General features: G+C 72.4%; 27 protein-coding genes. 11 read left to right on the plus strand and 16 right to left on the minus strand.

Annotation, left to right across the window (positions count from 1 at the left end; all coding sequences use genetic code 11):
• Positions 1–14 precede the first annotated feature (14 nt).
• From fliR to flgB, 5 genes are all read right to left on the minus strand, one after another.
• Positions 15–788 carry a flagellar biosynthetic protein FliR gene (fliR, locus tag MTDSW087_RS18690; protein ID WP_144766412.1) on the minus strand — a complete coding sequence of 258 codons (774 nt, stop codon included), beginning with the start codon at positions 786–788 and terminating at the stop codon, positions 15–17.
• 48 nt (positions 789–836) lie between these two features.
• Complete coding sequence (gene fliQ, locus MTDSW087_RS18695) at positions 837–1,103, minus strand: flagellar biosynthesis protein FliQ (protein WP_144766414.1); 267 nt, start codon at positions 1,101–1,103, stop codon at positions 837–839.
• A gap of 142 nt (positions 1,104–1,245) precedes the next feature.
• On the minus strand, positions 1,246–1,560 hold the full coding sequence (fliE, locus tag MTDSW087_RS18700) for a flagellar hook-basal body complex protein FliE (protein ID WP_144766416.1): 315 nt from the start codon (positions 1,558–1,560) through the stop codon (positions 1,246–1,248).
• A 6-nt stretch (positions 1,561–1,566) separates the two neighbouring features.
• Positions 1,567–1,974: a flagellar basal body rod protein FlgC gene (flgC, locus tag MTDSW087_RS18705; protein WP_144766417.1), complete on the minus strand. Its 408-nt coding sequence runs from the start codon at positions 1,972–1,974 to the stop codon at positions 1,567–1,569.
• Positions 1,975–2,001: 27 nt separating this feature from the next.
• On the minus strand, positions 2,002–2,403 hold the full coding sequence (gene flgB / locus MTDSW087_RS18710; protein ID WP_144766419.1) for a flagellar basal body rod protein FlgB: 402 nt from the start codon (positions 2,401–2,403) through the stop codon (positions 2,002–2,004).
• Between the two features lie 233 nt (positions 2,404–2,636).
• On the opposite strand from flgB, the gene MTDSW087_RS18715 reads away from it, so the two are divergent.
• A complete protein-coding gene (locus MTDSW087_RS18715; RefSeq protein ID WP_244948393.1) occupies positions 2,637–3,890 on the plus strand; it encodes a flagellar biosynthetic protein FliO in 1,254 nt (417 codons plus the stop codon).
• Between the two features lie 202 nt (positions 3,891–4,092).
• Here MTDSW087_RS18715 and MTDSW087_RS18720 read toward each other — a convergent pair whose 3' ends face one another.
• The 3 genes from MTDSW087_RS18720 to MTDSW087_RS18730 form a co-directional block, all read right to left on the minus strand.
• Complete coding sequence (locus MTDSW087_RS18720) at positions 4,093–5,376, minus strand: MFS transporter (RefSeq protein ID WP_144766421.1); 1,284 nt, start codon at positions 5,374–5,376, stop codon at positions 4,093–4,095.
• Between the two features lie 91 nt (positions 5,377–5,467).
• Positions 5,468–6,571 carry a 2'-deoxycytidine 5'-triphosphate deaminase gene (locus MTDSW087_RS18725; protein WP_144766423.1) on the minus strand — a complete coding sequence of 368 codons (1,104 nt, stop codon included), beginning with the start codon at positions 6,569–6,571 and terminating at the stop codon, positions 5,468–5,470.
• An 86-nt stretch (positions 6,572–6,657) separates the two neighbouring features.
• Positions 6,658–7,071, minus strand: a complete 414-nt coding sequence (locus MTDSW087_RS18730) for a GFA family protein (RefSeq protein ID WP_144766424.1) — start codon at positions 7,069–7,071, stop codon at positions 6,658–6,660.
• Between the two features lie 167 nt (positions 7,072–7,238).
• Between MTDSW087_RS18730 and apaG the strand changes: the two genes are divergently transcribed.
• From apaG to speG, 3 genes are all read left to right on the plus strand, one after another.
• Entirely contained in the window at positions 7,239–7,631 is a 393-nt protein-coding gene (gene apaG / locus MTDSW087_RS18735; protein ID WP_144766426.1) for a Co2+/Mg2+ efflux protein ApaG, read from the plus strand.
• A 66-nt stretch (positions 7,632–7,697) separates the two neighbouring features.
• Positions 7,698–8,864: an acetylornithine deacetylase gene (gene argE, locus MTDSW087_RS18740; RefSeq protein WP_144766428.1), complete on the plus strand. Its 1,167-nt coding sequence runs from the start codon at positions 7,698–7,700 to the stop codon at positions 8,862–8,864.
• Positions 8,861–9,442 carry a spermidine N1-acetyltransferase gene (speG, locus tag MTDSW087_RS18745; protein ID WP_144766429.1) on the plus strand — a complete coding sequence of 194 codons (582 nt, stop codon included), beginning with the start codon at positions 8,861–8,863 and terminating at the stop codon, positions 9,440–9,442. Before argE ends, speG begins: the two co-directional genes overlap by 4 nt.
• A gap of 103 nt (positions 9,443–9,545) precedes the next feature.
• Here speG and MTDSW087_RS18750 read toward each other — a convergent pair whose 3' ends face one another.
• The 4 genes from MTDSW087_RS18750 to MTDSW087_RS18765 all read right to left on the minus strand — a co-directional run bounded on the left by MTDSW087_RS18750 (position 9,546) and on the right by MTDSW087_RS18765 (position 14,408).
• Positions 9,546–10,772: a hypothetical protein gene (locus MTDSW087_RS18750; protein WP_144766431.1), complete on the minus strand. Its 1,227-nt coding sequence runs from the start codon at positions 10,770–10,772 to the stop codon at positions 9,546–9,548.
• Between the two features lie 144 nt (positions 10,773–10,916).
• A complete protein-coding gene (locus MTDSW087_RS18755) occupies positions 10,917–11,927 on the minus strand; it encodes an Hsp33 family molecular chaperone (RefSeq protein ID WP_144766433.1) in 1,011 nt (336 codons plus the stop codon).
• Between the two features lie 183 nt (positions 11,928–12,110).
• On the minus strand, positions 12,111–13,082 hold the full coding sequence (gene argF, locus MTDSW087_RS18760; protein ID WP_144766435.1) for an ornithine carbamoyltransferase: 972 nt from the start codon (positions 13,080–13,082) through the stop codon (positions 12,111–12,113).
• 132 nt (positions 13,083–13,214) lie between these two features.
• Positions 13,215–14,408 carry an aspartate aminotransferase family protein gene (locus tag MTDSW087_RS18765; protein WP_144766436.1) on the minus strand — a complete coding sequence of 398 codons (1,194 nt, stop codon included), beginning with the start codon at positions 14,406–14,408 and terminating at the stop codon, positions 13,215–13,217.
• Between the two features lie 245 nt (positions 14,409–14,653).
• On the opposite strand from MTDSW087_RS18765, the gene MTDSW087_RS18770 reads away from it, so the two are divergent.
• Together MTDSW087_RS18770 and MTDSW087_RS18775 are read left to right on the plus strand one after the other, a co-directional pair.
• Entirely contained in the window at positions 14,654–15,127 is a 474-nt protein-coding gene (locus MTDSW087_RS18770; protein WP_144766438.1) for a RidA family protein, read from the plus strand.
• A complete protein-coding gene (locus MTDSW087_RS18775; protein WP_186383902.1) occupies positions 15,127–15,912 on the plus strand; it encodes a glycerophosphodiester phosphodiesterase family protein in 786 nt (261 codons plus the stop codon). The genes MTDSW087_RS18770 and MTDSW087_RS18775 overlap by 1 nt, the downstream gene beginning before the upstream one ends.
• A 4-nt stretch (positions 15,913–15,916) precedes the next feature.
• On the opposite strand, the gene MTDSW087_RS18780 is transcribed toward MTDSW087_RS18775, so the two are convergent.
• Positions 15,917–16,252, minus strand: coding sequence for a HigA family addiction module antitoxin (locus tag MTDSW087_RS18780; RefSeq protein ID WP_186383903.1), 336 nt, complete (start codon positions 16,250–16,252; stop codon positions 15,917–15,919).
• 11 nt (positions 16,253–16,263) lie between these two features.
• Entirely contained in the window at positions 16,264–16,509 is a 246-nt protein-coding gene (locus MTDSW087_RS18785; protein ID WP_373322045.1) for a type II toxin-antitoxin system RelE/ParE family toxin, read from the minus strand.
• A gap of 164 nt (positions 16,510–16,673) precedes the next feature.
• Here MTDSW087_RS18785 and MTDSW087_RS18790 point away from each other — a divergent pair, with 164 nt between their 5' ends.
• From MTDSW087_RS18790 to MTDSW087_RS18810, 5 genes are all read left to right on the plus strand, one after another.
• Positions 16,674–17,879: a GNAT family N-acetyltransferase gene (locus MTDSW087_RS18790; protein WP_144766440.1), complete on the plus strand. Its 1,206-nt coding sequence runs from the start codon at positions 16,674–16,676 to the stop codon at positions 17,877–17,879.
• Between the two features lie 11 nt (positions 17,880–17,890).
• Complete coding sequence (locus MTDSW087_RS18795; RefSeq protein ID WP_144766441.1) at positions 17,891–19,051, plus strand: M20 aminoacylase family protein; 1,161 nt, start codon at positions 17,891–17,893, stop codon at positions 19,049–19,051.
• A 154-nt stretch (positions 19,052–19,205) separates the two neighbouring features.
• A complete protein-coding gene (locus MTDSW087_RS18800) occupies positions 19,206–19,703 on the plus strand; it encodes a glutathione peroxidase (RefSeq protein WP_144766442.1) in 498 nt (165 codons plus the stop codon).
• A 93-nt stretch (positions 19,704–19,796) separates the two neighbouring features.
• Positions 19,797–21,221, plus strand: coding sequence for an alpha/beta hydrolase (locus tag MTDSW087_RS18805; protein WP_144766443.1), 1,425 nt, complete (start codon positions 19,797–19,799; stop codon positions 21,219–21,221).
• A complete protein-coding gene (locus MTDSW087_RS18810; protein ID WP_144766444.1) occupies positions 21,218–22,765 on the plus strand; it encodes a GMC family oxidoreductase in 1,548 nt (515 codons plus the stop codon). The genes MTDSW087_RS18805 and MTDSW087_RS18810 overlap by 4 nt, the downstream gene beginning before the upstream one ends.
• Positions 22,766–23,000: 235 nt before the next feature.
• On the opposite strand, the gene MTDSW087_RS18815 is transcribed toward MTDSW087_RS18810, so the two are convergent.
• Both MTDSW087_RS18815 and MTDSW087_RS18820 read right to left on the minus strand, forming a co-directional pair.
• Positions 23,001–24,125, minus strand: coding sequence for a carboxylate-amine ligase (locus tag MTDSW087_RS18815; RefSeq protein ID WP_144766445.1), 1,125 nt, complete (start codon positions 24,123–24,125; stop codon positions 23,001–23,003).
• Positions 24,126–24,190: 65 nt separating this feature from the next.
• Positions 24,191–25,723 (minus strand): CYTH and CHAD domain-containing protein, encoded by a 1,533-nt coding sequence (locus tag MTDSW087_RS18820; RefSeq protein ID WP_144766446.1) that lies wholly within the window; start codon positions 25,721–25,723, stop codon positions 24,191–24,193.
• Positions 25,724–26,067: the final 344 nt, after the last annotated feature.

Genomic DNA, 26,067 nt, shown 5'->3' on the forward strand with positions numbered 1-26,067 from the left:
GGGGGCGCGGAGGGTCAGCGTCCGGCCATCGCGGCGAGGTAGCGGGCCATGTCGTCGAGGAAGACGGTCATGATCACGCCGAGCACGCCGGCGAAGATCAGCATGCCGATCAGCACCGAGGCCGGCACGGCGAGGAAGAAGACCTGGATCTGCGGCATCATCCGCGAGAGGACGCCGAGGCCGAGGTTGAACAGGATGCCGAAGGCGATGAAGGGCGCGGCGATCTGCACCGCCAGCGTGAAGCCCCGGGCGATCGCCCTGAGGGCGAGCTTGGCCGCCTCGCCGAAGCCCGGCACACCGTCCGGCGGCAGCAGGCGGTAGCTCTGCCCGATCCCGTCCAGGGCGATGTGATGCAGGTCGGTGGCGAGGATCAGGGTGATGCCGAGCAAGGCCAGGAAGGTGCCGAGCGCCGCCTGCTGGCCGCCCATCGCCGGGTCGACGGTCATGGCGTAGGACAGGCCGAGCTGCTGCGAGGCGATCAGACCCGCCGTCTGCAGGGCGGCGAGCACCATGCGCACGCTGAGCCCCAAGATCAGCCCGATCAGGGTCTCGCCGAACAGGAGCCCGATCAGCCGCGGGCCCGCCAGCGCCTCGCCCGCGCCGAGCAGCGGGCGCACGGTCGGGAACAGGACGAGGGCGACGAGCAGCGCGAAGGCGAGGCGCAGGCGCGGCGAGACCGTCTGCTCGCCGATCCCCGGCATCAGCATGATCAGCGTGCCGACGCGGGCGAAGGTGAGCAGGAAGGCCGCCGCGATGCCCGGCGCGAATCCTGGCAGCAGCAGGGTCATGCGACCGCTTATGGCACGGCGCGCGGGGCGCCGTCCTGGCCGCCGGCATCACCCGCCCGCCGCGATGCGGGCGGCGATGCGCACCATGTAGCCGGCCATCGCGTCGCCCATGAAGGGCAGCATCAGCAGCAGGGCGGCGAAGACCGCGACGATCTTCGGCACGTAGATCAGCGTCTGCTCCTGGATCTGGGTCAGCGCCTGGACCAGCGAGACCACGAGGCCGACGGCGAGCGCCACCAGCATCAGGGGCCCGGCGACCTTCAGGAACACGAAGATCCCGTCGCGGGCGACGTCGAGGATGGCGAGGCCGGTCATGATGCCTGCGAAATTCTGGAAGGGCTGAGCCTCGATCGCCGCGCGGGAGCCCCCTCCCGCGCGGCGAACAGCGCGACTGCGCGTCGGCGCCCATGCGCCGGATCGCGGAGGTTTCGGCCACGAAACCTCCGCACGGGGTGGATCAGATCTGCATGCGCATGATCTCCTCGTAGGCGGAGATCATGCGGTCGCGCACCGCCACCATGGTCTGCAGGGCGGTCTCGCTCTCGGCCACCGCGGTGACCACGTCGACCACGTTCGCCTTGCCCGTGGCCACGGCGGCGGCCTGCATGTCGGCCCGGCGGCCGGCCTCGCCGACGGTCTCGACCGCCTGGCCGAGGAGGCGGGTGAAGTCGCCGCCCGCCGATTGCGTCGGCTGGACCTTGGGGGCGCCCTTCAGCGCCCCGATGTTCTGGACCGCCGCGTAGGCGCCCGCCGCGAAGTTGCTGCTCGCCATGACCGCCTACTTCAGGATCTCGAGGGTGCGGCTGATCATCCGGCGGGTGGCCGTGACCATGTTGAGGTTCGCCTCGTAGGAGCGCTGGGCCTCGCGCATGTCCATGTTCTCGATGAGGGCGTTGACGTTGGGCATGCGCACCTCGCCCTTGTCGTTGGCGGCGGGGTTGCCGGGGTCGTACTTCGTGCGGAAGGGTCCGGCGTCGCGCCGGACGCGGCCGGCCTCGACGAGGCTCGCCCCGGTGTCGCGGTCGAGATGGCTCGTGAAGGTCGGGATCTTGCGGCGGTAGGGCTCGGCCGTGGCGCTCTGGGGCGCGGAATCGGCGTTGGCGATGTTCTCGGCGATGATGCGCATGCGGCCGGACTGGGCCTTGAGCCCCGAGGCGGCGATGGTCAGGGTCTTGTCGAAATCCACGGCTCAAGGCTCCTTCGTCGCGGGCCCTCAGCGCTTGCCGATGGCGATCTTCAGGGTGTCGAGGCTCTTCTGGTAGAGCGAGGCGGCGAGCTGGTAGTCCGACTGGTTGTCGCCGGCCTTCATCATCTCCTCTTCGAGGTTCACCCCGTTGCCGCTCGGGCGGACCTCGAACCCCTTGAAGCGCTTCGCATCGGCGCCGGGCCCGTCCGCGCCCGCCGGCACGATGTGGCCCGAGGCGGTCGCGGCGAGGCCGACGCCCGCCTTCGCCGCCGTGCCGTCCGCGCCGAAGCTGAGCGCCGCGAGGTCGCGCGGGCGGAAGCCCGGCATGTCGGCATTGGCGACGTTCTCGGCGATGAGCTGCTGGCGCGCCTGCGACCACTGCATCCGCGTGCGCAGCATCGAGAGGAGCGGCAGGTCGGTGATGGCCACGGGCGGCGCCCTCCGGGCGGATCCCGGGACGGGGCGTCCCGGGCGGCGGCCCGATGGGCAAAATCTGCCGGGTACAGGGTTAACGCGCGGTTAAGCATCCGCGCCGGCCGATCCGCGGTAAGCTGTTAACGAAGCTTTAAGTTCGATTGCCGGGCTCCCCCCGGCGCGTGCTAACCTTGAGGCCGTGTGTTGCGTAGGGTCGGGCCCCGGCCCCGAGACGAGAGTGGCAAGCCTTGCAATGGTTGCAGTCCGTGTTCGGCTCTGACGGCTCTCCGATCATCCAGTACGTCAGCATCTTCGCGGTCATCTTCGCGATCCTGACGGTGGTCGTCCTCCTGGTCCGGCGCCTCTCGGGCGGCGGGCTCGCCATCCCGGGACGGAACGGCACGCGCGGGCGCCAGCCGCGGCTCGGCATCGTCGACGTCTACGAGCTCGACCGCCAGCGCCAGCTCATCCTGCTGCGGCGGGACAATGTGGAGCACCTGCTCCTCGTGGGCGGCCCCAACGACGTGGTGATCGAGCGCAACATCCAGCGCGGGCGGGCGCTCGCCGAGCCGGCGCTCCGGCCGGAGCCGGTCCCGGAATCGCTCCCCGAGCCGGAGGAGCCCGCCCTCGAGGCGCAGCCGACCCTGCCCGGGATCCCGCAGGCGCGGCCCGCGGCGGCCTTCGAGCCGAGCTTCGAGATGCCGGTGGTGGTGCCGGCCGCCGTGCCGCGCTCCAGCGCGCCCCCGCCCGTGACCCAGCCGCTCGACGTGACCGCCATCGGGCCCGACGAGCCGGCGCCCGAGGCGCTCGGCATCGTGCCCGGCCCGCGGCCCGAGGACCGTCCCGTTCCGGCCGCCCCCGTGCGTGAGGGCCCGGCCAAGCGCCTCCTGCGCCGCACCGCCCCGGCGCTGGTCGACCCGAAGCCGGCCGCGGCCCCGCCCCCCGCGCCGCCTGCGCCCGTGATCCCGCCTGCGCCCGCCGCGCCGGCCGAGGCCGAGCCCCCGCCCGCCATGCCGGCCGGGCCGCCGCGCCGCTCGGTCGATCCGGCGATCCTGTCCGACATGGCGCGCCAGCTCCAGGCCGCGCTCGGCCGCTCGTCCACGGCGGTGACCCCGCCGCCGGCATCCTCGCCCGCACCCGCGCCCGAGCCGCTTCCGGTGGCGCCGCCGCCCCCGCCCCCGCCCCCGGCCGTGCCGGCGCCCGCGGTCGATCCGATGGCCGCCGCCATGGCGGCTGCGCCGGAACCCTCGCCGCCGCCTGCGCCGGAGCCCGCGCCCCCACCTCCTCCGGAGCCGGTCGAAGCGCTTCCCGAGCCCCGTCCGGAGCCTCCGCCGCCGCCCGCCCCCGCCGCGCCGCCCCCGGCGCCCGCTGCGCCGCCGGCACCTGCCGACGAGGCGCCGCGCCCGGCCAAGGCGGGAAGCGCCGCCAACCCGTTCTCGGTGGAGGAGATCGAGGCCGAGTTCGCCCGCCTGCTCGGCCGCCCGCTCGACAAGCGCAACTGAGACCGCGTCCGGTGATCAGACCGGACGCGGTCTCGGCCAAGCCCCGCGCGGCGCCTGAGCGAAGGCGACATCCGCCATCCCGAAGGGATCACCCGGATGTCGTATGACTTATACCGAAGTGCGTTGATCCCGACCCTTGGTCGCGATCAACGCGCCTAGCGGATGTCCGGGAGCCGTCGGCTCCCCGCTCCGCCCCTCCCGGTCACACCCCCTGCCGCATCGTCTCGGGCATCAGCAGCACGGCGAGGAAACTGATCGCCGCGGCGATGCCGAGATAGGCGCCGACCCAGGCGATGCCGCCGAGGGAGACCAGGCTCTGCGCGAGGTAGGGCGCGGCCGAGGCGCCGAGGATCCCGGCGAGGTTGTAGGTGACGGAGGCGCCCGTGTAGCGCACCCGGGTCGGGAACAGCTCGGGCAGGAGCGCGCCCATCGGCCCGAAGATCCAGCCCATGGCGAAGAGGCCGAGGCAGAGGAAGCCGAGCACCAGCGGCCAGGAGCCGGAGCCGAGCATCGGCCCGAGCAGGAAGCCGAGGCAGAGGGTGAAGAGCGTGCCCGACATCACCACCGGGCGCCGCCCGAACCGGTCCGCCGCCCAGCCCGAGAGCGGGATGCCGAGCGCCATGAAGCAGACGGCCACGCATTCGAACAGCAGGAAGGCGGGGCGCGAATAGCCGAGGGTGGCCGTGCCGTAGCCGAGCGCGAACACCGTCGAGAGGTAGAACACCGCGTAGCAGGCCACCATCGCGAAGGTGCCGAGCAGGGTCGCGCGGGTGTGCTGCGTGACCACGGTGGCGAGCGGCACCTTCTCGGGCTCGGCCTTGGCGAGCGCCGCCTTGAACAGCGGCGTCTCGGTGAGCTTCAGCCGCACGTAGAGGCCGACGCCGACGAGGACCGCCGAGGCGAGGAAGGGCAGGCGCCAGCCCCAGCTCTGGAAGCTCTCGGGCGAGAGGCCGAAGCTCAGCGCCAGGAAGCAGGTATTGGCCAGGATGAAGCCCACCGGCGCGCCGAGCTGCGGGAAGATGCCGTACCACGCGCGCTTGCCCGGCGGCGCGTTCTCGACCGCGAGCAGGGCCGCCCCGCCCCACTCGCCGCCGAAGCCGAGCCCCTGCCCGAAGCGCAGGATGCAGAGGGCGGCCGGCGCCAGCCAGCCGGCGGTGGCGTAGGTCGGCAGGCAGCCGATCAGCACCGTCGAGACGCCCATGATCATCAGCGACGCGACGAGGGTGGCCTTGCGCCCGATGCGGTCGCCGAAATGCCCGAACAGGGCCGCGCCGATCGGCCGGGCCACGAAGGCGATGGCGAAGGTGGCGAATGCCGAGAGGAGCTGCACGCCGGGCTCCCCCGGCGGGAAGAAGACCGGGCCGATCACCAGCGCGGCGGCGGTGGCGTAGATGTAGAAGTCGTAGAATTCGATCGCCGTGCCGACGAAGCTCGCCGTCAGGATGCGTCGGGCGGAGACGGGCGGGGTCGGGGTGGTCTGAAGCATGGCGCGCAACCGGAGGTTCGGACCGCGCCTCGTAGAGCATGGCGCGGAAAAGGGGAATCCGATTTCCTGCGCGCCGGCCCCGGCGGGCCGATCAGGCAAAATGCTTCGAGAGCTTCAGCCCCTGGGCCTGGTAGTTCGAGCCGGCGCCCGCGCCGTAGAGGGTGGCGGGCCGTTCCGTCATGCGCTCGTAGACGAGGCGGCCGACGATCTGCCCGTCCTCCAGCAGGAACGGCACGTCGCGCGAGCGCACCTCCAGCACCGCCCGCGCGCCGGTTCCGCCCGCGCCCGCATGGCCGAAGCCGGGATCGAAGAAGCCCGCGTAGTGGACGCGGAACTCGCCGACCAGCGGATCGAACGGCACCATCTCGGCGGCGTGGTCGGGGGGCACCTGCACGGCCTCCTTCGAGGCCAGGATGTAGAACTGGCCGGGATCGAGGATCAGCGTGCCGGATCCGTCGGCGGGCAGGGGCTCCCAGAAATCGGCGACCCGGTGGCGGCCCGGCGCGTCCACGTCCACGAGGCCGGTATGGCGCTTGGCGCGGTAGCCAATCAGGCCGTCGAACCCTGCGAGGTCGACCGAGACCGCGACGCCCCCCTGGAAGGACGGGTTGGCCGCGCTGACCAGCGGCATCTGGGCGTGGAGCGCGGCGAGCTCCGCCTCGCGCAGGCGCGGGTCGCCGCGGCGGAAGCGGATCTGCGACAGGCGCGAGCCCGTCCGCACCAGGACGGGGAAGGTGCGCGGCGAGATCTCGGCGTAGAGCGGGCCCTGGTAGCCCGCCTCCACCTGGTCGAAGGCGTTGCCACGGTCGGTGATCACCCGGGTGAACACGTCGATGCGCCCGGTCGAGCTCTTCGGGTTGGCGCTCGCGGAGAGGTCCGCGGGCAGCGCCAGGCCCTCCTGAAGCTCGGCGATGTAGACGCAGCCCGTCTCCAGCACGGCGCCCGGCTGCAGGTCGATGGCGTGGAAGGACAGGGCCTCGACACAGGCCGAGACCGGGCGTCCGCCCGGCAGGAAGCTCGTGCGCACCCGCCAAGCGCGTTGCCCGAGGCGCAGGTCGAGGCTCGCGGGCTGGATCTGGTCCGACGCGTAGGGGGTGGCCGGGCGGATGGCGCCGGCCTCGGTGAGGGCGGCGATCGCCTGGGCCGGCAGGATGCCGGCCTGCGCATCGGGACCCTGCCTCGTGCTCTCGTCCATCCCGTGCCGCAATCCCGTCAGACCGATCGGTCCTTGTGCGCCGGGCGCGCCTAAGGTCCGGTTACCGCCCCGCCGCGCGGCCCTGCTCACGGCGCGGGATAGCGCGTGAAGCGCGGCAGCGCGTGCGCGTCCTCCATCCAGGCGACCTCTTCCGCCGTCTGGATATGGGCGGTCGGCGGCAGGGCGCCGGGATCGTCGAGCGTGCCGGTCTGGATGTCGAGCATCCCGGGCAGCATGTGCTCGTTGCGGTAGAACAGGCCGGTGCCGCAATCCCGGCAGAACAGGCGCCGCCCGTGCTCCGACGAGACGTAGGTGGCGGGCTCGCCGCGGATCGAGACCGCCTCCGCCGGCACCATCGCCCAGGCGACCATCGGCGCGCCCGCATGGCGGCGGCAATCGCTGCAATGGCAGAGGCAGTTGTGCACCACGTCGGCGGGCATCGTGTAGCCGATCGCCCCGCAATGGCAGCGTCCGGTGAGGGTTCGATTCACGGTGTCCATGGACGGTCTCCTCTCCTGCGGTACGGTGCCCGGCGCGACGTAATCCGCCGCAATTGACGCCGATTTCGCCGCCCACTACCACGTGGCTCCGCGATCCGAGAAGCCGTTGCGAATCGGCTCCTAATCCGGTGATGGGGCTTGACCCTCGCGAGAGGCGAAACAGGGCGATGTACAAGGCCGAGACGCGCGGAATCAGCGTGACCGTCGAGCCCCGCTTCGTCGAGGAGGAATCCTCTCCGGGCGAGAACCGCTACTTCTTCGCCTACACCGTGGAGATCGTGAACAACGGCGCCGAGCAGGTGCAGCTGCGCTCGCGCCATTGGCGGATCATCGACGGCCACGGCGCCTGCCAGGAGGTCCGCGGCACCGGCGTCGTCGGCAAGCAGCCGGTGCTGGAGCCGGGGGAGTCGTTCTGCTACACGAGCGGCTGCCCCCTCACCACGCCGGACGGCCTGATGGCCGGCAGCTACACCATGGCGACGATCGCGGGCGAGAGTTTCGAGGCCGAGATCCCCGCCTTCTCCCTCGACAGCCCGCACGTGCGGCGCAGCCTGCACTGAGACCGGTTTCCGCTTCGGCGGAGGGCGCCCCGGCGCGGGCCCGGACGCGCCCGAAGGATGGATCCCATGCCGGCCGGTGAGCGGCTCGAGCCCCTCGACCTCCTCGCGCGCCTCGTCGCCTTCGACACCGAGAGCACGCGCTCCAACCTCGCCCTGATCGACTGGGTCGCCGCCTATCTCGACGGCTGGGGCGTGCCCCATGCCCGCGTGCCGAATGCGGCGGGCGACAAGGCCGCTCTGTTCGCCACCCTCGGCCCCCGCATCGACGGCGGCGTCGTGCTCTCCGGCCATACCGACGTGGTGCCGGTGACGGGGCAGGCCTGGACCTCCGACCCCTTCGCCCTGCGCGTCGCGGACGGCCGCGCCTATGGCCGCGGCGCCGTCGACATGAAGGGCTTCTGCGCGCTGGCGCTCGCCCTGGTGCCGGAGATGCTGGCCGCGGGCCTGACGCGCCCGATCCACATCCTGCTCTCCTACGACGAGGAGACCACCTGCCTCGGCGTCGCCGACACCATCGCCCGCTTCGGCGCCGACCTGCCCCGGCCGGGCGCGGTGATCGTCGGCGAGCCCACCGACCTCGAGGTCGCCGACGCGCACAAGAGCGTGGTGACCTGCCTCACCACCGTGCACGGCCACGAGGCGCATTCCTCCAAGCCCATGCTCGGGGCGAACGCCGTGATGGCGGCGGGCGACCTCGTCGCCGGGCTCAACCGCATCGCCGATGCGATGATCGCCCGCGGCGATGCCTCGGGCCGGTTCGATCCGCCCTATTCGACGGTGCATGTGGGCACGATCCAGGGCGGCACGGCGCGCAACATCCTGCCCAAGCTCTGCAGCTTCCATTGGGAGTATCGCGGCCTGCCCGATCTCGACGGGGGCGAGATCCCGGCCCTGTTCGCCGCCGAGGTCGCCCGCGTCACCGCCGAGCGGCTGAACCGCCACGGGCCCTACGGCCGGGTCGAGACCCTGGAGGAGGTGGCGGTGCCGGGGCTCGCGCCCGAGCCCGGCTCGGAGGCCGAGCGGCTAGCCCTGCGCCTGGCCAGCCGCAACCGCACGATCTCGGTGCCCTACGCCACCGAGGCCGGGCGCTTCCAGGCGGCGGGCATCCCGACCGTGGTCTGCGGCCCGGGCTCGATCGACCAGGCCCACCAGCCGGACGAGTTCATCACCCTCGATGCCTTGAAGGACGGCGAGGCCTTCCTGCGTCGCCTGATCCGGGATTGCGCCCCATGAGCGGGAAGCCGCACGAACCGAGACCCCTCGACCGGGTGAAGCTGCGGCCGCTGGAGCGCGAGGATCTGCTCTTCGTGCACCAGCTCAACAACAACGACAGCATCATGCGCTACTGGTTCGAGGAGGCCTACGAGTCCTTCGCCGAGCTGGCGCAGCTCTACGAGCGCAACATCCACAACCAGACCGAGCGGCGCTTCATCATCGCCAACGACCGTGACGAGCGGGCCGGCATGGTCGAGCTCGTGGAGATCAACCACCTGCACCGGCGCTGCGAGTTCCAGATCGCGATCCACCCGGCCTTCCAGGGCCGGGGCTATGCCTGGAAGGCGACGCGGGTCGCCATCGACTACGCCTTCAGCGTGCTCAACATCCACAAGCTCTACCTGCACGTGGACAAGGACAACCGCCGCGCCGTGCAGATCTACGAGCGCTGCGGCTTCCGGCCCGAGGGCGTGCTCAAGGACGAGTTCTTCGTGAACGGCCGCTACCGCGACGCGGTGCGGATGTGCCTGTTCCAGCCCGACTACCTCGCCAGCCGCGGCGGCGGCGACATCGCCGAGCCGGTGCTGAAGAGCTGAGCGGTCACGCCGGATCACTCGAAGGCGGCGGGCCGGAGCCGCATGAAGAAGGGGGAGGCACCGGCGGCGCCTCCCCCTCTCGCTTCAAGACCGGCCGGTCGGGTCAGTTGCGGCTGCCGCCGTTGCCGCCCATGCCGCCGCCCTCGCGGCCAGAACCGCCCTGCATGCCGCCGCCCTGGCGGCCACCCTGCTGCATGCCGCCGCGCTCCGTACCGCCGCGGCCCTCGCTCATGCCGCCCTGACGGCCGCCCTGGTCGGAGACGTTGCGCATGTTGCCCTCACGCCCGCCGTCACGGCCGCCCTGGCCGCGCATGCCGGCATTGTGCGTGCCCTGGTCGCGGTTCTGCATGCCGCCCTGGTTGCGGCCCTCGCCGCGCTCGGCATCCTGGCGGAAGCCGCGCTGCTCGCGGCCGGCGCGCTCGTCCCGGCGCTCGTGGCGCATATCCGTCCGGCTGCGCTCGCTGAAGTTCGCGTTGACGGTGCCGCCGCGGCTCGACGAGACCGTCAGGCGGCGATACTCGGGCGAGCCGTAGAGCACGCGCTGGCCGCGGACGGTGACGTAGCGGCGCTCCTCGCCGACGCTGACGAGGCGACGGTATTGCGGCGAGCCGTAGAGGACGCGCTGACCGCGGATCGTCACGTAGCGGGTGCTCGGGCCGCTCTCGTGGACGCTGACGAGACGCTTGTACTGGGGCGAGCCGTAGGGGACGCGCTGGCCGCGGATGGTCACGTAGCGCTGGCGGGAACCGCGCTTCTCGGTGACGACGAGGCGGCGATACTCGGGCGAGCCGTAGACCACGCGCTGGCCGCCGATGAAGACGAAGCGGCCTTCGCGGCGGAAGCCGCCCGCGGACACGTCGGTGCGGCTGCGGACATCCGTGCGGCTGTGGCGCTCGGTGCGGTCGCGCAGGTCGGTGCGCTCGCTGCGGCGGTTGTCGCGCATGTCGCGCTCGCCCCTGCCCTCGCCGCGCATGGCGCGATCGTTGGTGCGGTCGGTGTCACGACCGCCGCGGGTCTCGGCGCGCTCGCCGGAACCGCCGCCGCGGCCGCGCTCGGCCATCGAGCCCTTGCCCGAGTCGGAGCCCTTGCCCGAGTCCTGGCCCATCCCGCCGCGATCGGCGCTGCGATCCGTGCCGCCCCTGCCCGCTTCCGCGCCGCCGCGCTCCATACCGCCGCCGCGGCCCTCGGAAGCCCCCGCCTTCATGCTGGATTCGGCGCCGCCGCGGCCCATGCCGCCCTTGGCCGACTCGGATCCGCCGCCGGCCGCGCCCTGCGCGTAGACCGAGGTGCTGAACAGGAGGGCCGCGAGGCCCACCGCGATCTTGTTCATCGTATTTCCTCCGGATGACTTGGCTTGCCCCGAAACGTCGCAAGTCCGGAAAGGGTTCACGATAAAAAGATCGCGTCGATTGAGCCGCTCTTCAGGGATGATTCAGGTCGAGCTTGGCCGTGAGCCCGGCCTTGGAGGGGCCCTCTACTGGGCGGGCCCCGCCTCGATCTCGCGCTCGACCTCGGCCGGATCGAGGTCGTAGCGGCGCGAGCAGAACTCGCAGGTGATGACGATGCGCCCGTCATCGGCCACCATGTCCCGGCGCTCCTGCGGCGTGAACGAGCGGATCATGCCCATCACGCGCTCGCGCGAGCAGCGGCAGGTCTCGCGCACCTCCTGGCGGTCGAAGACCCGCACGCCGCGCTCGTGGAACAGGCGGTAGAGCAGGCGCTCGCTCGACACGTTCGGATCGACGAGTTCGTGGTCCTCGATCGTGCCGACGAGCGAGCGCGCCTCGACCCAGGCATCGTCCTCCGGCGCCTCGGCGCCCAGATGCACGTGGCCCTCCGGCAGGTCGCCCGGCGGCAGGTCGGCGAGGCGCGCCCGGTCGGTGGATTGCGGCAGGAACTGCACGAGGAGGCCGCCGGCCCGCCAGCGCGCGCCGTCGCCCTCGACGGCTTCCGCCACGGCGAGGCGGACCTCGGTCGGGATCTGCTCGGATTGGCGGAAATACTGGCGCGCGGCATCCTCGAAGCTCTGGCCCTCCAGCGCCACCACGCCCTGGTAGCGGCTCGCCGCCGAGCCCTGGTCGATGGTCATGGCGAGATGCCCGTTGCCGACGAGGTCGCCGGTCCGGAGCGGGCCGGCGCCCAGGGCCGCCACCTTCTCCGCGTCGAAGCGCGCGGTGGCGCGCAGGCGGTCGGGCGCCTCGAAATCGACCACGATCATCGCGACCGGGCCGTCGGTCCGGGTCTGGAGCTGGAAGCGGCCGTCGAACTTCAGCGAGGAGCCGAGCAGCACGGTCAGGGCCGCCGCCTCGCCGAGCAGCCGCGCCACCGGCTCCGGGTAGCCGTGCCGGCGCAGGAGGGTGTCGACGGCGGGGCCGAGGCGCACCGCGCGCCCGCGCACGTCGAGGGCCTCGACCGCGAAGGGCAGGACGGCATCGTCATGGCCGTTCGCGTCGACGGGCTGGGTGCGGTCGTGTTCGGAGGTCATGTCTGCTCCGCTTGCATCGGCCCAGCACGCCACCCCCCGCTCATGCGGGTCCTGATGCGCGTCGGTCGGGCCGGGAGGGTCTGGGAAGGGGCGATGGCCTGCCCCGCCGCTCCCATATGGTGCGCCGCCCGCGGTTTCGCGAGAGCGGGCCGCGCCCGCCGGGGCCGGCGGCGCGGGCGCCGCTCAGAGGCCGTTCGCCTTCAGGCACCAGGCCAGCACGCCCTTCTGGGCATGGAGGCGGTTCTCGGCCTCGTCGAACACCACCGATTGCGGGCCGTCCATCACCTCTTCCGTCACCTCCTCGCCGCGATGGGCCGGCAGGCAGTGCATGAAGATCGCGTCCTTATTCGCCGCCGCCATCAGCTTGGCGTTGACCTGGTAGGGCGAGAGCAGGTTGTGGCGGTGCTCGCCGTCGTCGTCGCCCATCGAGACCCAGCAATCGGTCACGACCGCGTCCGCCCCCTCGACCGCCGCGAAGGCGTCGGTGGTGAGGTTGACGCGCGCGCCCTCGGCCTTGGCCCAGGCCATCAGCGCGGCCGGCGGCGCCAGCTCCGGCGGGGCGGCGACGTTGAGGGTGAAGTCGAGGCGGGCGGCCGCGTGCACCCAGCTCGCCAGCACGTTGTTGCCGTCGCCCGACCACGCCACCGTGCGGCCCTTGATCGGCCCGCGATGCTCCTCGAAGGTCAGCACGTCGGCCATGATCTGGCAGGGATGCGAGACCTTGGTGAGCGCGTTGATCACCGGCACGGTCGCGTACTCGGCGAGTTCCAGCATCAGCCCGTGGTCGAGGATGCGGATCATGATCGCGTCCACGAAGCGCGAGAGCACCTGCGCCGTGTCGCCGATGGTCTCGCCGCGGCCGAGCTGCATCTCGCTGCCCGTCAGCATCAGGGTCTCGCCGCCGAGGTCGCGCATGGCGACGTCGAAGGAGACGCGGGTGCGGGTCGAGGGCCGATCGAACACCATGCCGAGATACTTGCCGGCGAGGGGGCGCTCGGCCGGCGGCTCGCCCTTGCGGCGGCGCGCCTTCATCGCGGCGCTGGCGTCCAGCATGGCGCGCAGCTCCGCCCCGGAGAGGTCCTTGAGGTCGAGGAAATGGCGCGGGCCGGCGCCCGTCGCGGCAGTCACCGCTTGGCCGTTCGTCTGGGAAATCATCTCACACGTCGTTTCTCGTCATCTCGGTGCGCAAGGGCCGGGGCCTCCGGCCCTGCGCCACCCGGCGCATGGGCGCCGACGCGCAGTCGCGCTCGCACCGGGCGGACGGGTGTCCGCCCGGCGATCGTCTCCTTATTCCGCGGCGCCGCGCAGCGTGCCGTCGAGCTGCGCGGCCGCCGCCTCCAGGCGCTCCACGGCCTGCGCCACCTCGTCCTCGGAGACGATCAGCGGCGGCAGCAGCCGGACCACGTTGTCGCCGGCCGGAATGGTGAGCAGGTGCTCGGCCCGGGCGGCCGCGGCGAACTCGGTGTTCGGCACGCCAAGCTTGAGGCCGAGCATCAGGCCCTCGCCGCGGATCTCCTGGACCACCTGCGGGTGGCGGTCCCGCAGGCTCGCGAGCTTCTGCTTGAGGACGAGCGCGACGCGGTTCACGTGGTCGAGGAAGCCCGGCGCGAGCACCACGTCGAGCACCGCGTTGCCCACCGCCATGGCGAGCGGGTTGCCGCCGAAGGTGGTGCCGTGCGAGCCCGGCACCATGCCGCGGGCCGCCTCCTCTGTGGCGAGGCAGACGCCGAGCGGGAAGCCGCCGCCGATGCCCTTGGCCGCGCTCATGATGTCGGGCGTGACGCCCGACCATTCATGCGCGAAGAGGCGCCCCGTGCGCCCGACCCCGGTCTGGACCTCGTCCATGATCAGGAGCAGGCCGTGCCGGTCGCAGAGCGCGCGCAGGTGGCGCAGCTCGGCCGCGGGCACCACGCGCACGCCGCCCTCGCCCTGGATCGGCTCGATCATCAGGGCCGCGGTCTCCGGCGTGATCGCGGCCTCGAGCGCCGCCATGTCCCCGGCCGGCACCTGATCGAAGCCGTCGACCTTCGGGCCGAAGCCCTCGATGTACTTCTGCTGGCCGCCGGCCGCGATGGTGGCGAGTGTCCGCCCGTGGAAGGCGCCCTCGAAGGTGATGATGCGGAAGCGCTCCGGATGGCCGCCGGCCGCATGGTACTTGCGCGCCATCTTGATCGCGGCCTCGTTCGCCTCGGCGCCCGAGTTGCAGAAGAAGGCGATGTCCGCGAAGGTCGCGTCGACCAGCCGCTGGCCCAGCCGCTCGCCCTCCGGAATCTCGTAGAGGTTCGAGACGTGCCAGACCTTGTTCGCCTGCTCGGTGAGCGCGGCGACGAGGTGCGGATGGGCGTGGCCGAGGGCGTTCACCGCGACGCCGGCCCCGAAATCGAGATATCGCTCGCCGCCGCGCGCCACGAGCCACGTGCCCTCGCCGCGCTCGAACGCGATCGGGGCCCGCACATAGTTCGGTAGAAGGACGGATGTCACAGGTCCCATCTCCGTTGTCCGGCGCGCGACGCGGGCGCAGGGGCGCCCGCAGAAATGAAAGTGCCGCCTCGTCACCGGGGCGGCACGCGCGCGATTACTATGAAACCCTGCTCCTCTGTCAATGATTTGACAGAGGCGGCGGCCATGCTCGCGGACGGCCGGGCGTGCCGGGCGCCGCACCCTTGCGCGGGCGGCCGCGCCTGTGCTCAGACCCGCCGCGGTCACGAACCACTTGGGGAATCGACATGAGCACGATCAAGGAGCGGCTGCAGACGCTCGGCCTCACCCTGCCGAAGGCGGCGGCACCGGTTGCGAACTACGTGCCCTTCGTGCGCACGGGCAACCTCGTGGTGATCTCCGGCCAGATCTGCTTCGGCGCGGACGGCAAGCTGAGCGCCGAGCACACGGGCAAGCTCGGCGACACGGTTTCGAACGAGGCGGGCGTGGCGGCGGCGCGACTCTGCGCGCTCAACGTGCTCGCCCAGCTCGAGGCGGCGGTGGGCGACCTCGACCACGCGGTCGAGCAATGCGTGCGCCTCGGCGGCTTCATCAACGCGGTGCCGACCTTCGCCGGCCTCGCCCCGATCATGAACGGCGCCTCCGACCTGATGGTCGAGCTGCTCGGCGACCGCGGCCGCCATGCCCGCTCGACGGTGGGCGTGGCCGAGCTCCCCCTCGACGCCGCCGTCGAGGTCGAGGCGATGTTCGAGGTCCGCTGATGCGGGCCCCCGCCGGGATACAGGGCCCCGCCGGGATAAATGCCCCCGCCTGGCTCGTCGCGCGCCCGATCGCCCATCGCGGCCTGCACGACCGGGCGGCGGGCATCCCGGAGAACACGATCGCGGCGGCCCGCGCCGCGATCGCGCACGGCTTCGCCATCGAGTGCGACGTGCAGTTGAGCGCCGACGGCGAGGCGATGGTGTTCCACGACGCCGCCCTCGGCCGCCTCACCGGGGAGGCCGAGGCGGTCTCCGCCGTGAGCGCCGCGGCGCTGGGGCGCCTCGCGGTGGCGGGCAGCGCCGAGCGGATCCCGACCCTGCCGGCCTTCCTCGCCGAGATCGGCGGCCGGGTGCCGCTCGTGGTCGAGGTGAAGTCGCGCTTCGACGGCGACCTGGCGCTGGCCGAGCGGGTCGCGGCCGTGGTCGCGGATTACGAAGGCCCGCTCGCGGTGAAGTCCTTCGACCCGCGCGTGGTGGCGGGCCTGCACGGGCGCCTGCCCGAGCGCGTCCCCCGCGGCATCGTCGCCGAATCGACGCAGGACGACCCGGCCTACGCGGCGCTCGCCCCCTCGGAGCGGCGCTCGCTCTCGGACCTCCTGCATGTCGCCGAGAGCCGGCCCGACTTCCTGTCCTGGCGGGTGGACGACCTGCCGAATGCCGCGACCCATCTCGCCCGCCTCCTCGGCGGCCTGCCGGTGATGGCCTGGACAGTGCGCAACGACGACCAGCGCGCGCGCGCCGCCGCGCATGCGGACCAGATGGTGTTCGAGGGTTTCGTGCCCTGAAGGATCAGGCGGCTTCGCGCGGCAGCGGGGTGATCCGCTCGACGGCGTCGGCCGCCTTCGCCAGGGCCGTTTCCAGATCGTACCGGGTCTGAAGGCCGAGCCAGAGTTCGGCGGAGGTTCCAAGAAAGCGGGCAAGCCGCAGCGCCGTATCGGCGGTGATGCCGACCTCCTCGCGCGTGATCCGCTCGATGCGGGTGCGCGGCACGCCGCAGGCCTTCGCGACCGCGTAGGGTGTGAGGCCGAGCGGGATCAGGAACTCCTCGCGCAGCACCTCGCCTGGATGGAGCGGTGGCAGCGTCTCGACGATGTCGAGCGGCGTTTCGGCTTGGATCGGCGCCATGATCCTCTCCATCAGTGATAATCGACGATCTCGACCTCGGCCGGCCCGGCCTCCGTCCAGCGGAAGCAGATCCGATACTGGTCGTTGATCCAGATGGCGTGCTGCCCGGTCCGATCATGCAGAAGCGGGTGCAGCCTGTTCCCGGGCGGCGCGCGCAGATCGCCGAGATCCTTTGCCTGATCGAGATAGGCGAGCTTCCGGCGCGCTGCCGCGAAGATCGTTGCCGGCAGATCCTTGGGCCGCTTGCCTCGATACACGGCTTCGGTCGTCAGGTCGGCGAAGCTCTGGATCAGGGGTTGCCCCGTAGTATCGATCGTTGATACTATGGGGTCGTGCCGCAGCGATGTCCAGCCTCGGCCGCGACCACGCGTAGCCGAACCGCCGCTTGGCCCCTCCCCGCCGCACGCCTATCATGCCGGCCATGGAGACACCCGGCGCGACGCCCGAGGCCACCACCGCGCTGCAGGTGCGCGCCCTGCCCGGCCTCAAGGAGATCGGGGCGGGCGTCTGGGATGCCTGCGCCACCTCGCCCGAGACGCTGGGCGCCGGGGACGAGACCCACAACCCCTTCCTTTCCCACGCCTTCCTCTCGGCGCTGGAGGATTCGGGCTGCGCCGCGCGCAAATCCGGCTGGCTGCCCCTGCACGTGGTGCTGGAGCGGGAGGGACGGGTGCTGGGGGTCGTGCCCTGCTACCTGAAGAACCACAGCCAGGGCGAGTACGTGTTCGACCACGGCTGGGCCGACGCCTACGAGCGGGCGGGCGGCAGCTACTATCCGAAGCTGCAGGTCAGCGTGCCCTTCACGCCCGTCACCGGCCCGCGCTTCCTGATCGCCCCGGGCGAGGACCCGGACATTGTCACCGCCGGGCTGATCGCGGGCCTGCGTGCGCTCCGGGCGCAGACGGAGGCCTCCTCGATCCACGTCACCTTCATGCCGGAGGCCGAGTGGGAGCGGGCCGGGGCGGCGGGCTTCCTCAAGCGCACCGACCAGCAGTTCCACTGGGTGAACGAGGGCTACGCCACGTTCGACGACTTCCTGGAGGCCCTCGCCGCGCGCAAGCGCAAGGCCATCCGCCGCGAGCGGCGCGACGCCCTGAGCCCCGGCATCACGATCGAGCCCCTCACCGGCGCCGACATCACCGAGGCGCATTGGGACGCCTTCTACGGCTTTTACATGGATACCGGCGCCCGCAAATGGGGCAGCCCCTATCTCAACAGGCGCTTCTTCTCGCTGCTCTCCGAGCGCATGGCCGAGCGCGTCCTCCTGATCATGGCCCGGCGCGAGGGCCGCTACATCGCCGGGGCGATCAATCTGATCGGCGACGCCGCGCTCTACGGGCGCAACTGGGGCTGCATCGAGGACCATCCCTTCCTGCATTTCGAGGTCTGCTACTACCAAGCCATCGACTTCGCGATCGCGCGGGGGCTCCGGCGCGTCGAGGCCGGCGCGCAGGGCGAGCACAAGCTTGCCCGCGGCTACCGGCCCGTGCTCATGCATTCCGCCCACGACATTGCCGACCCAGGGTTGCGCAGGGCCGTGGCCGACTACTTGCGACGGGAGCGCGCCCATGTGGACGCCCTCGTGGGCGAGTTCGAGACACTGACCCCGTTCAAGCGCACCTGTTGAGCCGAGACCCGATGAGCCCGATCGACCGCATCCAGACCTACGCCGACGAGCTGACCGCCCTGCGGCGCGACCTGCACGCCCATCCCGAGCTCGGCTTCGAGGAGGTGCGAACCTCCGGCATCGTGGCGGACCTGCTCGCGAGCTACGGCATCGAGGTGCACCGGGGCGTCGGCGGCACCGGCGTCGTCGGCGTGCTCAAGGGCCGCAGCGACAGCGGCCGCCGCATCGGCCTGCGCGCCGACATGGACGCCCTGCCGATCGAGGAGGAGACCAACCTCCCCTATCGCTCGACGATTCCCGGCAAGATGCATGCCTGCGGGCATGACGGGCACACCACGATGCTGGTGGGCGCCGCGCGCTACCTCGCCGAGACCCGCGACTTCGACGGCACCGCGATCTTCGTGTTCCAGCCCGCCGAGGAGGGGCTCGGGGGCGCCCGCGCCATGCTCGCCGACGGCCTGTTCGAGAAATTCCCCTGCGACGAGATCTACGGCCTGCACAACCAGCCGCACGGGCCGCACGGGGCGATCAAGCTGCGCCCCGGCCCGATCATGGCGGCGGCCGACTTCTTCGACATCAAGGTCCGCGGCCGCGGCATCCATGCGGCGCAGCCCCATCACGGCGTCGACCCGATCCTGATCTCCACCGCGCTCGCCCAGGCGATGCAGTCGATCGTCTCGCGCAACGCCGACCCGCTGAAGTCGATCGTGATCTCGATCACCCGCATCCAGGCGGGCTCGGCCTACAACATCGTGCCCGAGAGCGCGGAGCTCGCCGGCACCATCCGCACCTTCGACCGCGACCTCCGGGCGCTGGCCGGCCGCCGCATCCGCGAATTGGCCGCGGGCTACGCCGTGGCCTACGGCGCCGAGATCGACGTCGAGATCAAGGACGTGTTCTCGGTGCTGGAGAACGCCCCCGAGCAGGCCGCGGCGGCGGCCGAGATCGCCGCGGAGGTGGTGGGCACCGACAAGGTCGACGTCAACGCGATGCCGCGCATGGGCAGCGAGGATTTCGCTGACATGACCCTGGCGGTTCCCGGCGCCTATGCCTGGCTCGGCTCGAATCCGGGCCCCGGGCTCCACAACGCGAGCTACAATTTCGACGACACGATCATCCCGATCGGCAGCGCCTACCTCGCCCGTCTGGTGGAGCGGCGCACCGCGGCCTAGAGCCGATCCCGATCGCGTCGCAATCGTGAACGGCTCTAGGCTATTGTTGCGTTGCGCTCTCTTGCGCCGACCCGGTGTCCACTTCGGCGGACAGCGCTCTAGCTAGAGGCGCGGCGCCCCGCCTCGGGGCGCCGCAGCAGGCCTTGAGACCCGCATGACGACGATCCACGACTTCTCGCCCCGCCAGGCCGACGGCGCACCGCATCCGCTGGCGCAGTATCGCGGCCGGCCGGTTCTCATCGTCAACACCGCCTCGAAATGCGGCTTCACCGGCCAGTATGCCGGGCTCGAGAACCTGTGGCGCCGCCACCGCGACCGCGGGCTCGCCGTGCTCGCCTTCCCCTGCAACCAGTTCGGCGCGCAGGAGCCGGGTGACGCCGCCGAGATCGCCCGCTTCTGCTCCCTCAGCTACGACGTCACCTTTCCGGTCCTGGCCAAGGTGGACGTGAACGGGCCGCAGGCCGACCCGCTCTTCGTCCATCTCAAGCGCGAGAAGCCCGGCCTGTTCGGGCTCCAGGGGATCAAGTGGAACTTCACCAAGTTCCTGGCCGGCGGCGACGGGCGCGTGATCGCCCGCTACGCGCCCAAGACCAAGCCGGAGGCGCTGGACGGCGCGATCGAGAAGGCTCTCGCCGCGACCGCCGCGGCCTGAAATCGACGAGCGCCGGGATTAAACCCGGCCCAGTGGCTACGGGTCGCGGCTCGCGGCGCTTGATCGGGATCGGTCCCGCGCGATCTCGGCCGCATGAACGTCCCTGCCTCCCCGCCCGATCTCCTGGTCTGCCTCCATTTCCTCGGGGGGAGCGCTCGCAGCTGGGACGCGGTCGCGGCCCAGCTCGGCACGCCCTGCCTCGCCCTCGACCTGCCGGGCTTCGGTGCGGAAGCGGGCGCCTCCGGCTTCAGTATCGCCGAGATGGCCGATCACGTTGCGGCGCGGATCGAGGCGGCGGCGCCCCGGCGCTTCGCCCTGGCCGGCCACAGCATGGGCGCGAAGGTGGCCCTCGCGCTGGCCCGCCGGGCCGAGGACGGCGATCCCGTGCTCGAGGGGCTCGCCCGCCTCGTCCTCGTCGCCGGCTCGCCGCCGAGCCCGGAGCCGATCCCAGAGGACAGGCGCGCGAAGATGCGCGCCTGGATCGACGCGGATGCCGCGACCCGCGCCCGCGAGGCCCGCGCCTTCATCCGCCAGAATGTCGGCGCGCCGCTCTCCCCGGAGGTCGAGGATGCGGCCGTCGCCGACGTCCTGCGCGCCGCGCCCGCCGCCTGGCGCGCCTGGCTCGAATCGGGTGCGAACGAGGATTGGTGCGCGCGGGTCGGCGTGCTGCGCATTCCCGCCCTGATCCTGGCGGGCTCCGAGGATGCCGATCTCGGGCCCTCCGCTCAGGCGGCGCTCACCGCCCCGCATCTGGCCCATCACCGCATCGCCGTCCTCGAAGGCGCCGGCCATCTCCTGCCCCTGGAGCGGCCGGAGGCCGTGGCCGGGCTGATCGCGGACCACCTCGCCGCGGCCGATCCGCCGCCGCCGCCCGCACCGGAGATCCCGGCGGACTACGCCGCGCTGATCGCCTCGGAGCGCGTCAATCCGCGCCTGCGGGCGGCGCTTATCGAGCGGGCGCAGCCCGACGACCCGGCCTATGCGCCGGCCCTCCTCGATCCGGTCGAGCTGGCGCTGCTCCGGGCTGTGGTCGCCCGCGTGGTGCCGCGGGCCGGGTTCGACATCGCCGCGCGGCTCGATGCCCGCCTTGCCTCCGGCGCCTCGGACGGCTGGCGCTTCGCCGATCTGCCGCCGGACGGAGAGGCCTACCGGGCCGGCCTGCGCAGCCTCGACGCGGCGTCCCGGGCCGAGGCTGCGCCCTTCCTCGCCCGCGACGGGGCCGGGCAGGACGCTCTGCTGAAGGCCGCGCAGGCGGGGCGGCTCGCCGTGCCCGCCATGGACCGGCCGGGCCTCGACGCGGAGCGGATGGTTCTGTGGTTCGAGGATCTGCGCGCCGACGCGGTGCGCAGCTATCTCGCCCACCCCATCGCGCTGGCCCGGATCGGCTTCTCCGGGATCGGCGCCGGGGGCGTCGGCGAGACCGATGCGGACGGGCTCGCCAAGGGCCTGCCGGGCTTTGCCCGCGCCTCCGGTCCCCCGGAGCCCTGGGAGCCGAAAGCCCTGGAGCCCGTCCGATGAGACTCGACCGGCAGCGGACCTACGCCGAGGACGCGGTCGTGGACGCGGTGGTGATCGGCACGGGCGCGGGCGGCGCGCCCGTCCTCGCCCGGCTCGCCGCGGCGGGCCTCACGGTCGTGGCGCTGGAGGCCGGGCCGAATTTCGCGCCCGCCGCCTTCGCCTTCGACGAGACGCTCGCCGACGAGATCTACTGGACGCAGGAGCGCCTCAGCGGCGGCTCGACCCCCGAAGCGTTCGGCGCCAACAACAGCGGCACGGGGGTCGGCGGCTCGACCCTGCACTGGGGCGCCTTCGTGCCGCGCCCCGGCCGGCGCGACTTCGCGCTCCGCACCGAGACCGGCGAGGGTTGCGACTGGCCGCTGACCCTCGACGACCTGCTGCCCTTCTACGAGCGCGTGGAGCGCTTCATCGGCGTCTCGGGCCCGCCGGACTATCCGTGGGATCCCGGCCGCCGCTACCCCCTGCCCCCGGTGCCGCGCAACGGCCCGGCCGAGATCATGGCGGCCGCCTGCGCCCGGCTCGGGATCCGCACCGCCGACGCGCCCGCGGCGGTGGTCTCGCGGGATTTCCAGCAGGAGGACGGTCCGGCCCGCGCGGCCTGCATCCGATGCGGCTATTGCCACCAGGGCTGCCGCACCGGCGCCAAGACCAGCATGGACGTGACCTACCTGCCCTACGCCGTGCGCCACGGCGCCGAGATCCGGCCGGAGAGCGTGGTGCACGGGCTGGAGCGGGATCGCGCGGGCCGCATCACGGCCGTGATCTACCGCAGCGGCGGCTTCGACCGGCGGCAGCGCTGCGGCGCGGTCTATCTCTGCGCGGGCGCCGTCGAGACGCCGCGGCTCCTGCTCAATCTCGGCCTCGCCAACGGGTCGGGCCAGGTCGGGCGCAATTATATGGGCCATGTGGCGACGCAGGTCTGGGGCAGCTTCCCGGACGAGATCCGCATGAACCGGGGCTACCCATCCGCGCTCATCACCGAGGACATGGTGCGACCCGAGGGCGCCGACTTCGCGGGCGGCTATCTGGTCCAGAGCCTCGGCGTCGAGCCGCTGACCCTCGCCAACGCGGTGGCGCGCTCCCGCGGCCTGTGGGGCGAGGCGCTGCACGATTGCCTGTCCGGCTACAACCACCTCGCCGGGATCGGCATCAACGGCGAGACCCTGCCCTGCGACGAGAACCGGCTCACGCTGTCGGACGAGACCGACGCGCTGGGCCTCGCCAAGGCGCGGATCAGCTTCGGCTACGGCGAGAACGAGCGGCGCCTCAACGCGCATGCCACGGCGCTCATGACCGACCTCTGGCAGGCGGCCGGCGCCTCCGACATCTGGGTACTGGAGCGCGTCGCCCACACCATCGGCACCTGCCGCATGGGCCGCGATGGCGACAGCGCCGTGGTCGATCCGTACGGGCGCAGCTTCGCGATCGACAATCTCTGGATCAGCGACGGCTCGACCTTCCCGAGCTCGCTCGCGGCGAATCCGGCGCTCACCATCATGGCGCTGGCGCTGCGCAGCGCGGAGGCGTTCCTGAAGGGCCGGTGATCGCGTTCCCCGCTCCGGAACGGGAGACTGGGGAGAGACGCGACGGCCCAAGAGCGAGCGCGGGTCCCCTCTCCCGCTTGGGAGAGGGCGCGCGTCGCGGGTCCGGTGAACTTCCGGAAGCGGGGTGCCTCATACGCCATCCGGGTGATGCCTTCGGGATGGCGGATGTCGTCTTCGCGCAAGCGCCGCGCGGGCTGGCTGAGACCGCGTCCGGTCCGATCAACCGGACGCGCTATCAGACCCCGCCCGCGGTCTCCCGGGCGAGCGAATCGACCACGGCGTTCAGGGCGTCGCGGCGCCTTGCGCCCTCCTGCAGCGCCGCCTCGTAGGTCCGGAGCTGCCGGTCGGCGCTCGACCCTTGCGCGGCGATGGTCCGCGCCCGGGCGCAGGTCTCCGCGCAGCCGAGGGTCTCGGCATCCTCGGCGACGAGCGCCAGCGCGGCCTCGACCGCCTCGGGCAGGGGAATGGCGCGCTCCTGCGCCTCGTCGATCAGGGCGACCTTGGTGCCGTCGCGCTGGGCCCGCCACAGGTTCTCCATCACGAAGCCCCGCGAGGCGCCGGTGAGGCTGGCATTCAGGGCCGGATCCCGCTCGACCCGGCGCACGAGGCAGCGGAACAGCGCCGCGACCGCGAGCGCGTCGGCGAGATTCGGGCAGGCATCGGCGATGCGCAGTTCCAGCGTCGGGTATTTCGCGGAGATGCGCAGGTTCCACCAGAGGAAGGTGGCGTCTTCGATCGCCCCGGCCTTCGTCATCACCCGCAGGTAGCGCGCGTAGTCGTCGGCGCCGTCGAACAGCTCCGGCAGGCCGGTGCGCGGCAATTCGGCATAGGCGCGCAGCCGGTAGCCGGCGAGCCCGGTCGGGCGCCCCTGCCAGAACGGCGAGGAGGCCGAGAGCGCGAGCAGCAGCGGCAGGAAGGGCAGGAGGCGGCGCCCGAGATCGGCCCGGCTCTCGGGCGCCGCGACCTCCACGTGGACGTGCATGCCGCAGACCAGGGTGCGTCGCCCGATCATGCGCAGGTCGTGCACGATGCCGCGGTAGCGCTCGGCCGGGGTCTCGCGCTGGCTGCGCCACAGGGCGGTCGGGTGCGTGCCCGCCGCGAAGACGAGGATGCCGTGCTCCGCGCCGATCTCGGCGAGCCCGGCGCGCAGGGCGGCGAGCCGCGCCCCGGCCTCGGCGAAGCTGTCCGAGGGCGGCGAGCAGGTCTCGATCTGGATGCGCTGAAGCTCTCGCTCGGCATGGTCCAGCCGCGCCTCGACCGCGGCGTGGAAACCCTCGGCGCGCGGGCCGGGGCTTCCCCGCGTCCCGGCATCGGCCAGGAAGAACTCCTCCTCGATGCCGAAGCGGTAGGGCTCAGCCATGGGTCGTCTCCGTGGATGCGCCGGCCCGCTTGCGGGGACCGGGCCGGCGCCTCCGGGAAAGGAGATCAGCGCCAGAAGGGTTTCACGTCCACGAGGTCGTCATGCGCCTCCGCCGCCTTGGCGAGGAGCTCCTCGGCATGGGCCTCGTTGTCGGCGGCGGTCAGCCCCGCGGCGAAGGCGGCCTGGCCGTCGGCGGCCGTGCCGTCCGGCTCGGCGAGGCTCGCCATCACGTGGTGGGCGGTGGCGAGGTCGTTCAGCGCGCCGAGATGGTCCTGCAGGTCCGACAGCGCGGAGACGAAGGTCTTGTGGCGCTTGGCCGCCTTCTTGCCGGGATAGAGCGCGGCGAAGAACTCGGCGCCGTAGCGCAGCTTCTTCGCGGCGATGCGGACGCGGTGGCGCTCCTCGGGGTCGAGATGGTCGAGATGGCGCCCGCGCTTCTTCACCCGGCGGCGGAAGCGGTCGAGGGTCTCGCCCGCGAAATCCTGCGCCGGCTCGCGGGCGGCGGGGAGGGCGCGCCAGGCGCCGGTCTCGATCCAGGCGAGGAGGTCGAGGAGCAGCACCCGCCATTCCGGAGCCTCCAGCACGGCGAAGACCCGGGCGTAGACGCGGGCATGCTCGGCCTCCAGGCGCTCGCGCAGGGCGGCGAGGCCCGGCTCGTCGGGCCGCCGCTCCATCTCGGCGGGCAGCGTCGTGGCGAGGAAGACGTCGAGGTTGCGCGCCGGCCCGAAGGGCTCGGTGACCCGCCTGATCTCCTCCGAGAGCGCCGCCGCCCGCGGATCATCCGCCAGCACGGGCTTGAACAGCGAGAAGGCCGAGCGCAGGCGGCGGATCGAGACGCGGATCTGGTGCAGCGCCTCGGGCGGCCGCTGCGCCAGGAAGACCTCCTCGTTGAGCCGGAGCTGGCGCAGGCAGGCCAGCGCGATCAGCCGGAAGGCGTCGCCCGCGCTCGCATCCTCCGGCATCGGCACCGGCTCGGCCTTGCTGCCCTTCAGGCCCTTGCCGTCGGGGGGGGCGAAGCCACGCGCGCTCTTGGCGCGCACGCCGATGCGCAGGGGCACCGTCTCGGCGAGCGCCTGGGCCAGGGCGAAGAGGTCGCCGGGCGCGCCCTCCGCCAGCTCCAGTTCCAGCTCGCACAGGGTGGTGTCGCCGGCCGGGCTCTCGACCCGGCCCTCGTCGAGGGTGGCGAGGATGCGCGAGGCGCCGTAGGCGACGGCGCGCTCGGAGCGCATCACCACCGTGGTGAAGCGCGGCACGAGATCGGACGTCCCGGCCTCGTCCAGCACCGCGGGGACGGGTGTGTCCGCGAGCAGCGCGGGTTCGGGCCGCTCGCCCTCCACCGGCATCTCCCACTCGGCCCGGTCGAACAGGCCGGCCCCGCCCTCGCCCTTCTTCACCGTCTGCACGAAGCGATCGTCCCGGCGGCGCACCCGGAGCGTCAGGCCCGCCTCCCGCAGCGCCTCGTCGGGGGTGTCGAAATAGGTGGTGGTGATGAGGTCGCGCGCCCCCTCGGCGTCCTGCAGCAGAGGGTGGGCGGCGAGCGCGGCGAGATCCGGCCCGCCGCATTCCAGCTTCAACTCGACCTCGCGCGGCGCGCTCATGCAGATGTCATCCCCCTTGGCCGACCGGCGTCCCGCTGCCCGCACCGGGCGCGAACGTGTCGCGGTCTCACATACTCGCAGGCTCATGCCCCGCTCAGCAACGCGCGAGATGGCGGCGGGATCGGCGCCGGCGGCCATTCTCCGCAGGGAAAGCGCGGCGGGCCGGCTCCGATGCCCGCGGAGATTGTGCGTCGCACAGAAATTCACCTTGCCCGATGCTTACCTTGCGCGTTAATGGATTTGGCACAATTCAAATCCTGCGCCGCTGGCTGTGCCCGTGTCGCCGCAGGCCGCGGCGATGACGGACCCACCCCCACCCGCTAGGAATTTGCGGCCAGCTGGAC

This window comes from Methylobacterium dankookense, assembly GCF_902141855.1.
Taxonomy (GTDB): Bacteria; Pseudomonadota; Alphaproteobacteria; order Rhizobiales; family Beijerinckiaceae; genus Methylobacterium; species Methylobacterium dankookense.

What these genes read in the sequence shown, in the direction of transcription:
- MTDSW087_RS18780 (WP_186383903.1), bottom strand. Translation starts at nt 16,252, where the DNA reads ATGGCGCCGATCCAAGCCGAAACGCCGCTCGACATCGTCGAGACGCTG.
- MTDSW087_RS18750 (WP_144766431.1), bottom strand. Translation starts at nt 10,772, where the DNA reads ATGAACAAGATCGCGGTGGGCCTCGCGGCCCTCCTGTTCAGCACCTCG.
- MTDSW087_RS18730 (WP_144766424.1), bottom strand. Translation starts at nt 7,071, where the DNA reads ATGGACACCGTGAATCGAACCCTCACCGGACGCTGCCATTGCGGGGCG.
- fliR (WP_144766412.1), bottom strand. Translation starts at nt 788, where the DNA reads ATGACCCTGCTGCTGCCAGGATTCGCGCCGGGCATCGCGGCGGCCTTC.
- MTDSW087_RS18770 (WP_144766438.1), top strand. Translation starts at nt 14,654, where the DNA reads ATGAGCACGATCAAGGAGCGGCTGCAGACGCTCGGCCTCACCCTGCCG.
- argE (WP_144766428.1), top strand. Translation starts at nt 7,698, where the DNA reads ATGCCGGCCGGTGAGCGGCTCGAGCCCCTCGACCTCCTCGCGCGCCTC.
- apaG (WP_144766426.1), top strand. Translation starts at nt 7,239, where the DNA reads ATGTACAAGGCCGAGACGCGCGGAATCAGCGTGACCGTCGAGCCCCGC.
- MTDSW087_RS18720 (WP_144766421.1), bottom strand. Translation starts at nt 5,376, where the DNA reads ATGCTTCAGACCACCCCGACCCCGCCCGTCTCCGCCCGACGCATCCTG.
- fliE (WP_144766416.1), bottom strand. Translation starts at nt 1,560, where the DNA reads ATGGCGAGCAGCAACTTCGCGGCGGGCGCCTACGCGGCGGTCCAGAAC.
- MTDSW087_RS18775 (WP_186383902.1), top strand. Translation starts at nt 15,127, where the DNA reads ATGCGGGCCCCCGCCGGGATACAGGGCCCCGCCGGGATAAATGCCCCC.
- MTDSW087_RS18795 (WP_144766441.1), top strand. Translation starts at nt 17,891, where the DNA reads ATGAGCCCGATCGACCGCATCCAGACCTACGCCGACGAGCTGACCGCC.
- MTDSW087_RS18805 (WP_144766443.1), top strand. Translation starts at nt 19,797, where the DNA reads ATGAACGTCCCTGCCTCCCCGCCCGATCTCCTGGTCTGCCTCCATTTC.
- speG (WP_144766429.1), top strand. Translation starts at nt 8,861, where the DNA reads ATGAGCGGGAAGCCGCACGAACCGAGACCCCTCGACCGGGTGAAGCTG.
- argF (WP_144766435.1), bottom strand. Translation starts at nt 13,082, where the DNA reads ATGATTTCCCAGACGAACGGCCAAGCGGTGACTGCCGCGACGGGCGCC.
- MTDSW087_RS18790 (WP_144766440.1), top strand. Translation starts at nt 16,674, where the DNA reads ATGGAGACACCCGGCGCGACGCCCGAGGCCACCACCGCGCTGCAGGTG.
- MTDSW087_RS18725 (WP_144766423.1), bottom strand. Translation starts at nt 6,571, where the DNA reads ATGGACGAGAGCACGAGGCAGGGTCCCGATGCGCAGGCCGGCATCCTG.
- MTDSW087_RS18820 (WP_144766446.1), bottom strand. Translation starts at nt 25,723, where the DNA reads ATGAGCGCGCCGCGCGAGGTCGAGTTGAAGCTGGAATGCGGCGGGCCG.
- MTDSW087_RS18810 (WP_144766444.1), top strand. Translation starts at nt 21,218, where the DNA reads ATGAGACTCGACCGGCAGCGGACCTACGCCGAGGACGCGGTCGTGGAC.
- MTDSW087_RS18800 (WP_144766442.1), top strand. Translation starts at nt 19,206, where the DNA reads ATGACGACGATCCACGACTTCTCGCCCCGCCAGGCCGACGGCGCACCG.
- fliQ (WP_144766414.1), bottom strand. Translation starts at nt 1,103, where the DNA reads ATGACCGGCCTCGCCATCCTCGACGTCGCCCGCGACGGGATCTTCGTG.
- MTDSW087_RS18755 (WP_144766433.1), bottom strand. Translation starts at nt 11,927, where the DNA reads ATGACCTCCGAACACGACCGCACCCAGCCCGTCGACGCGAACGGCCAT.
- MTDSW087_RS18815 (WP_144766445.1), bottom strand. Translation starts at nt 24,125, where the DNA reads ATGGCTGAGCCCTACCGCTTCGGCATCGAGGAGGAGTTCTTCCTGGCC.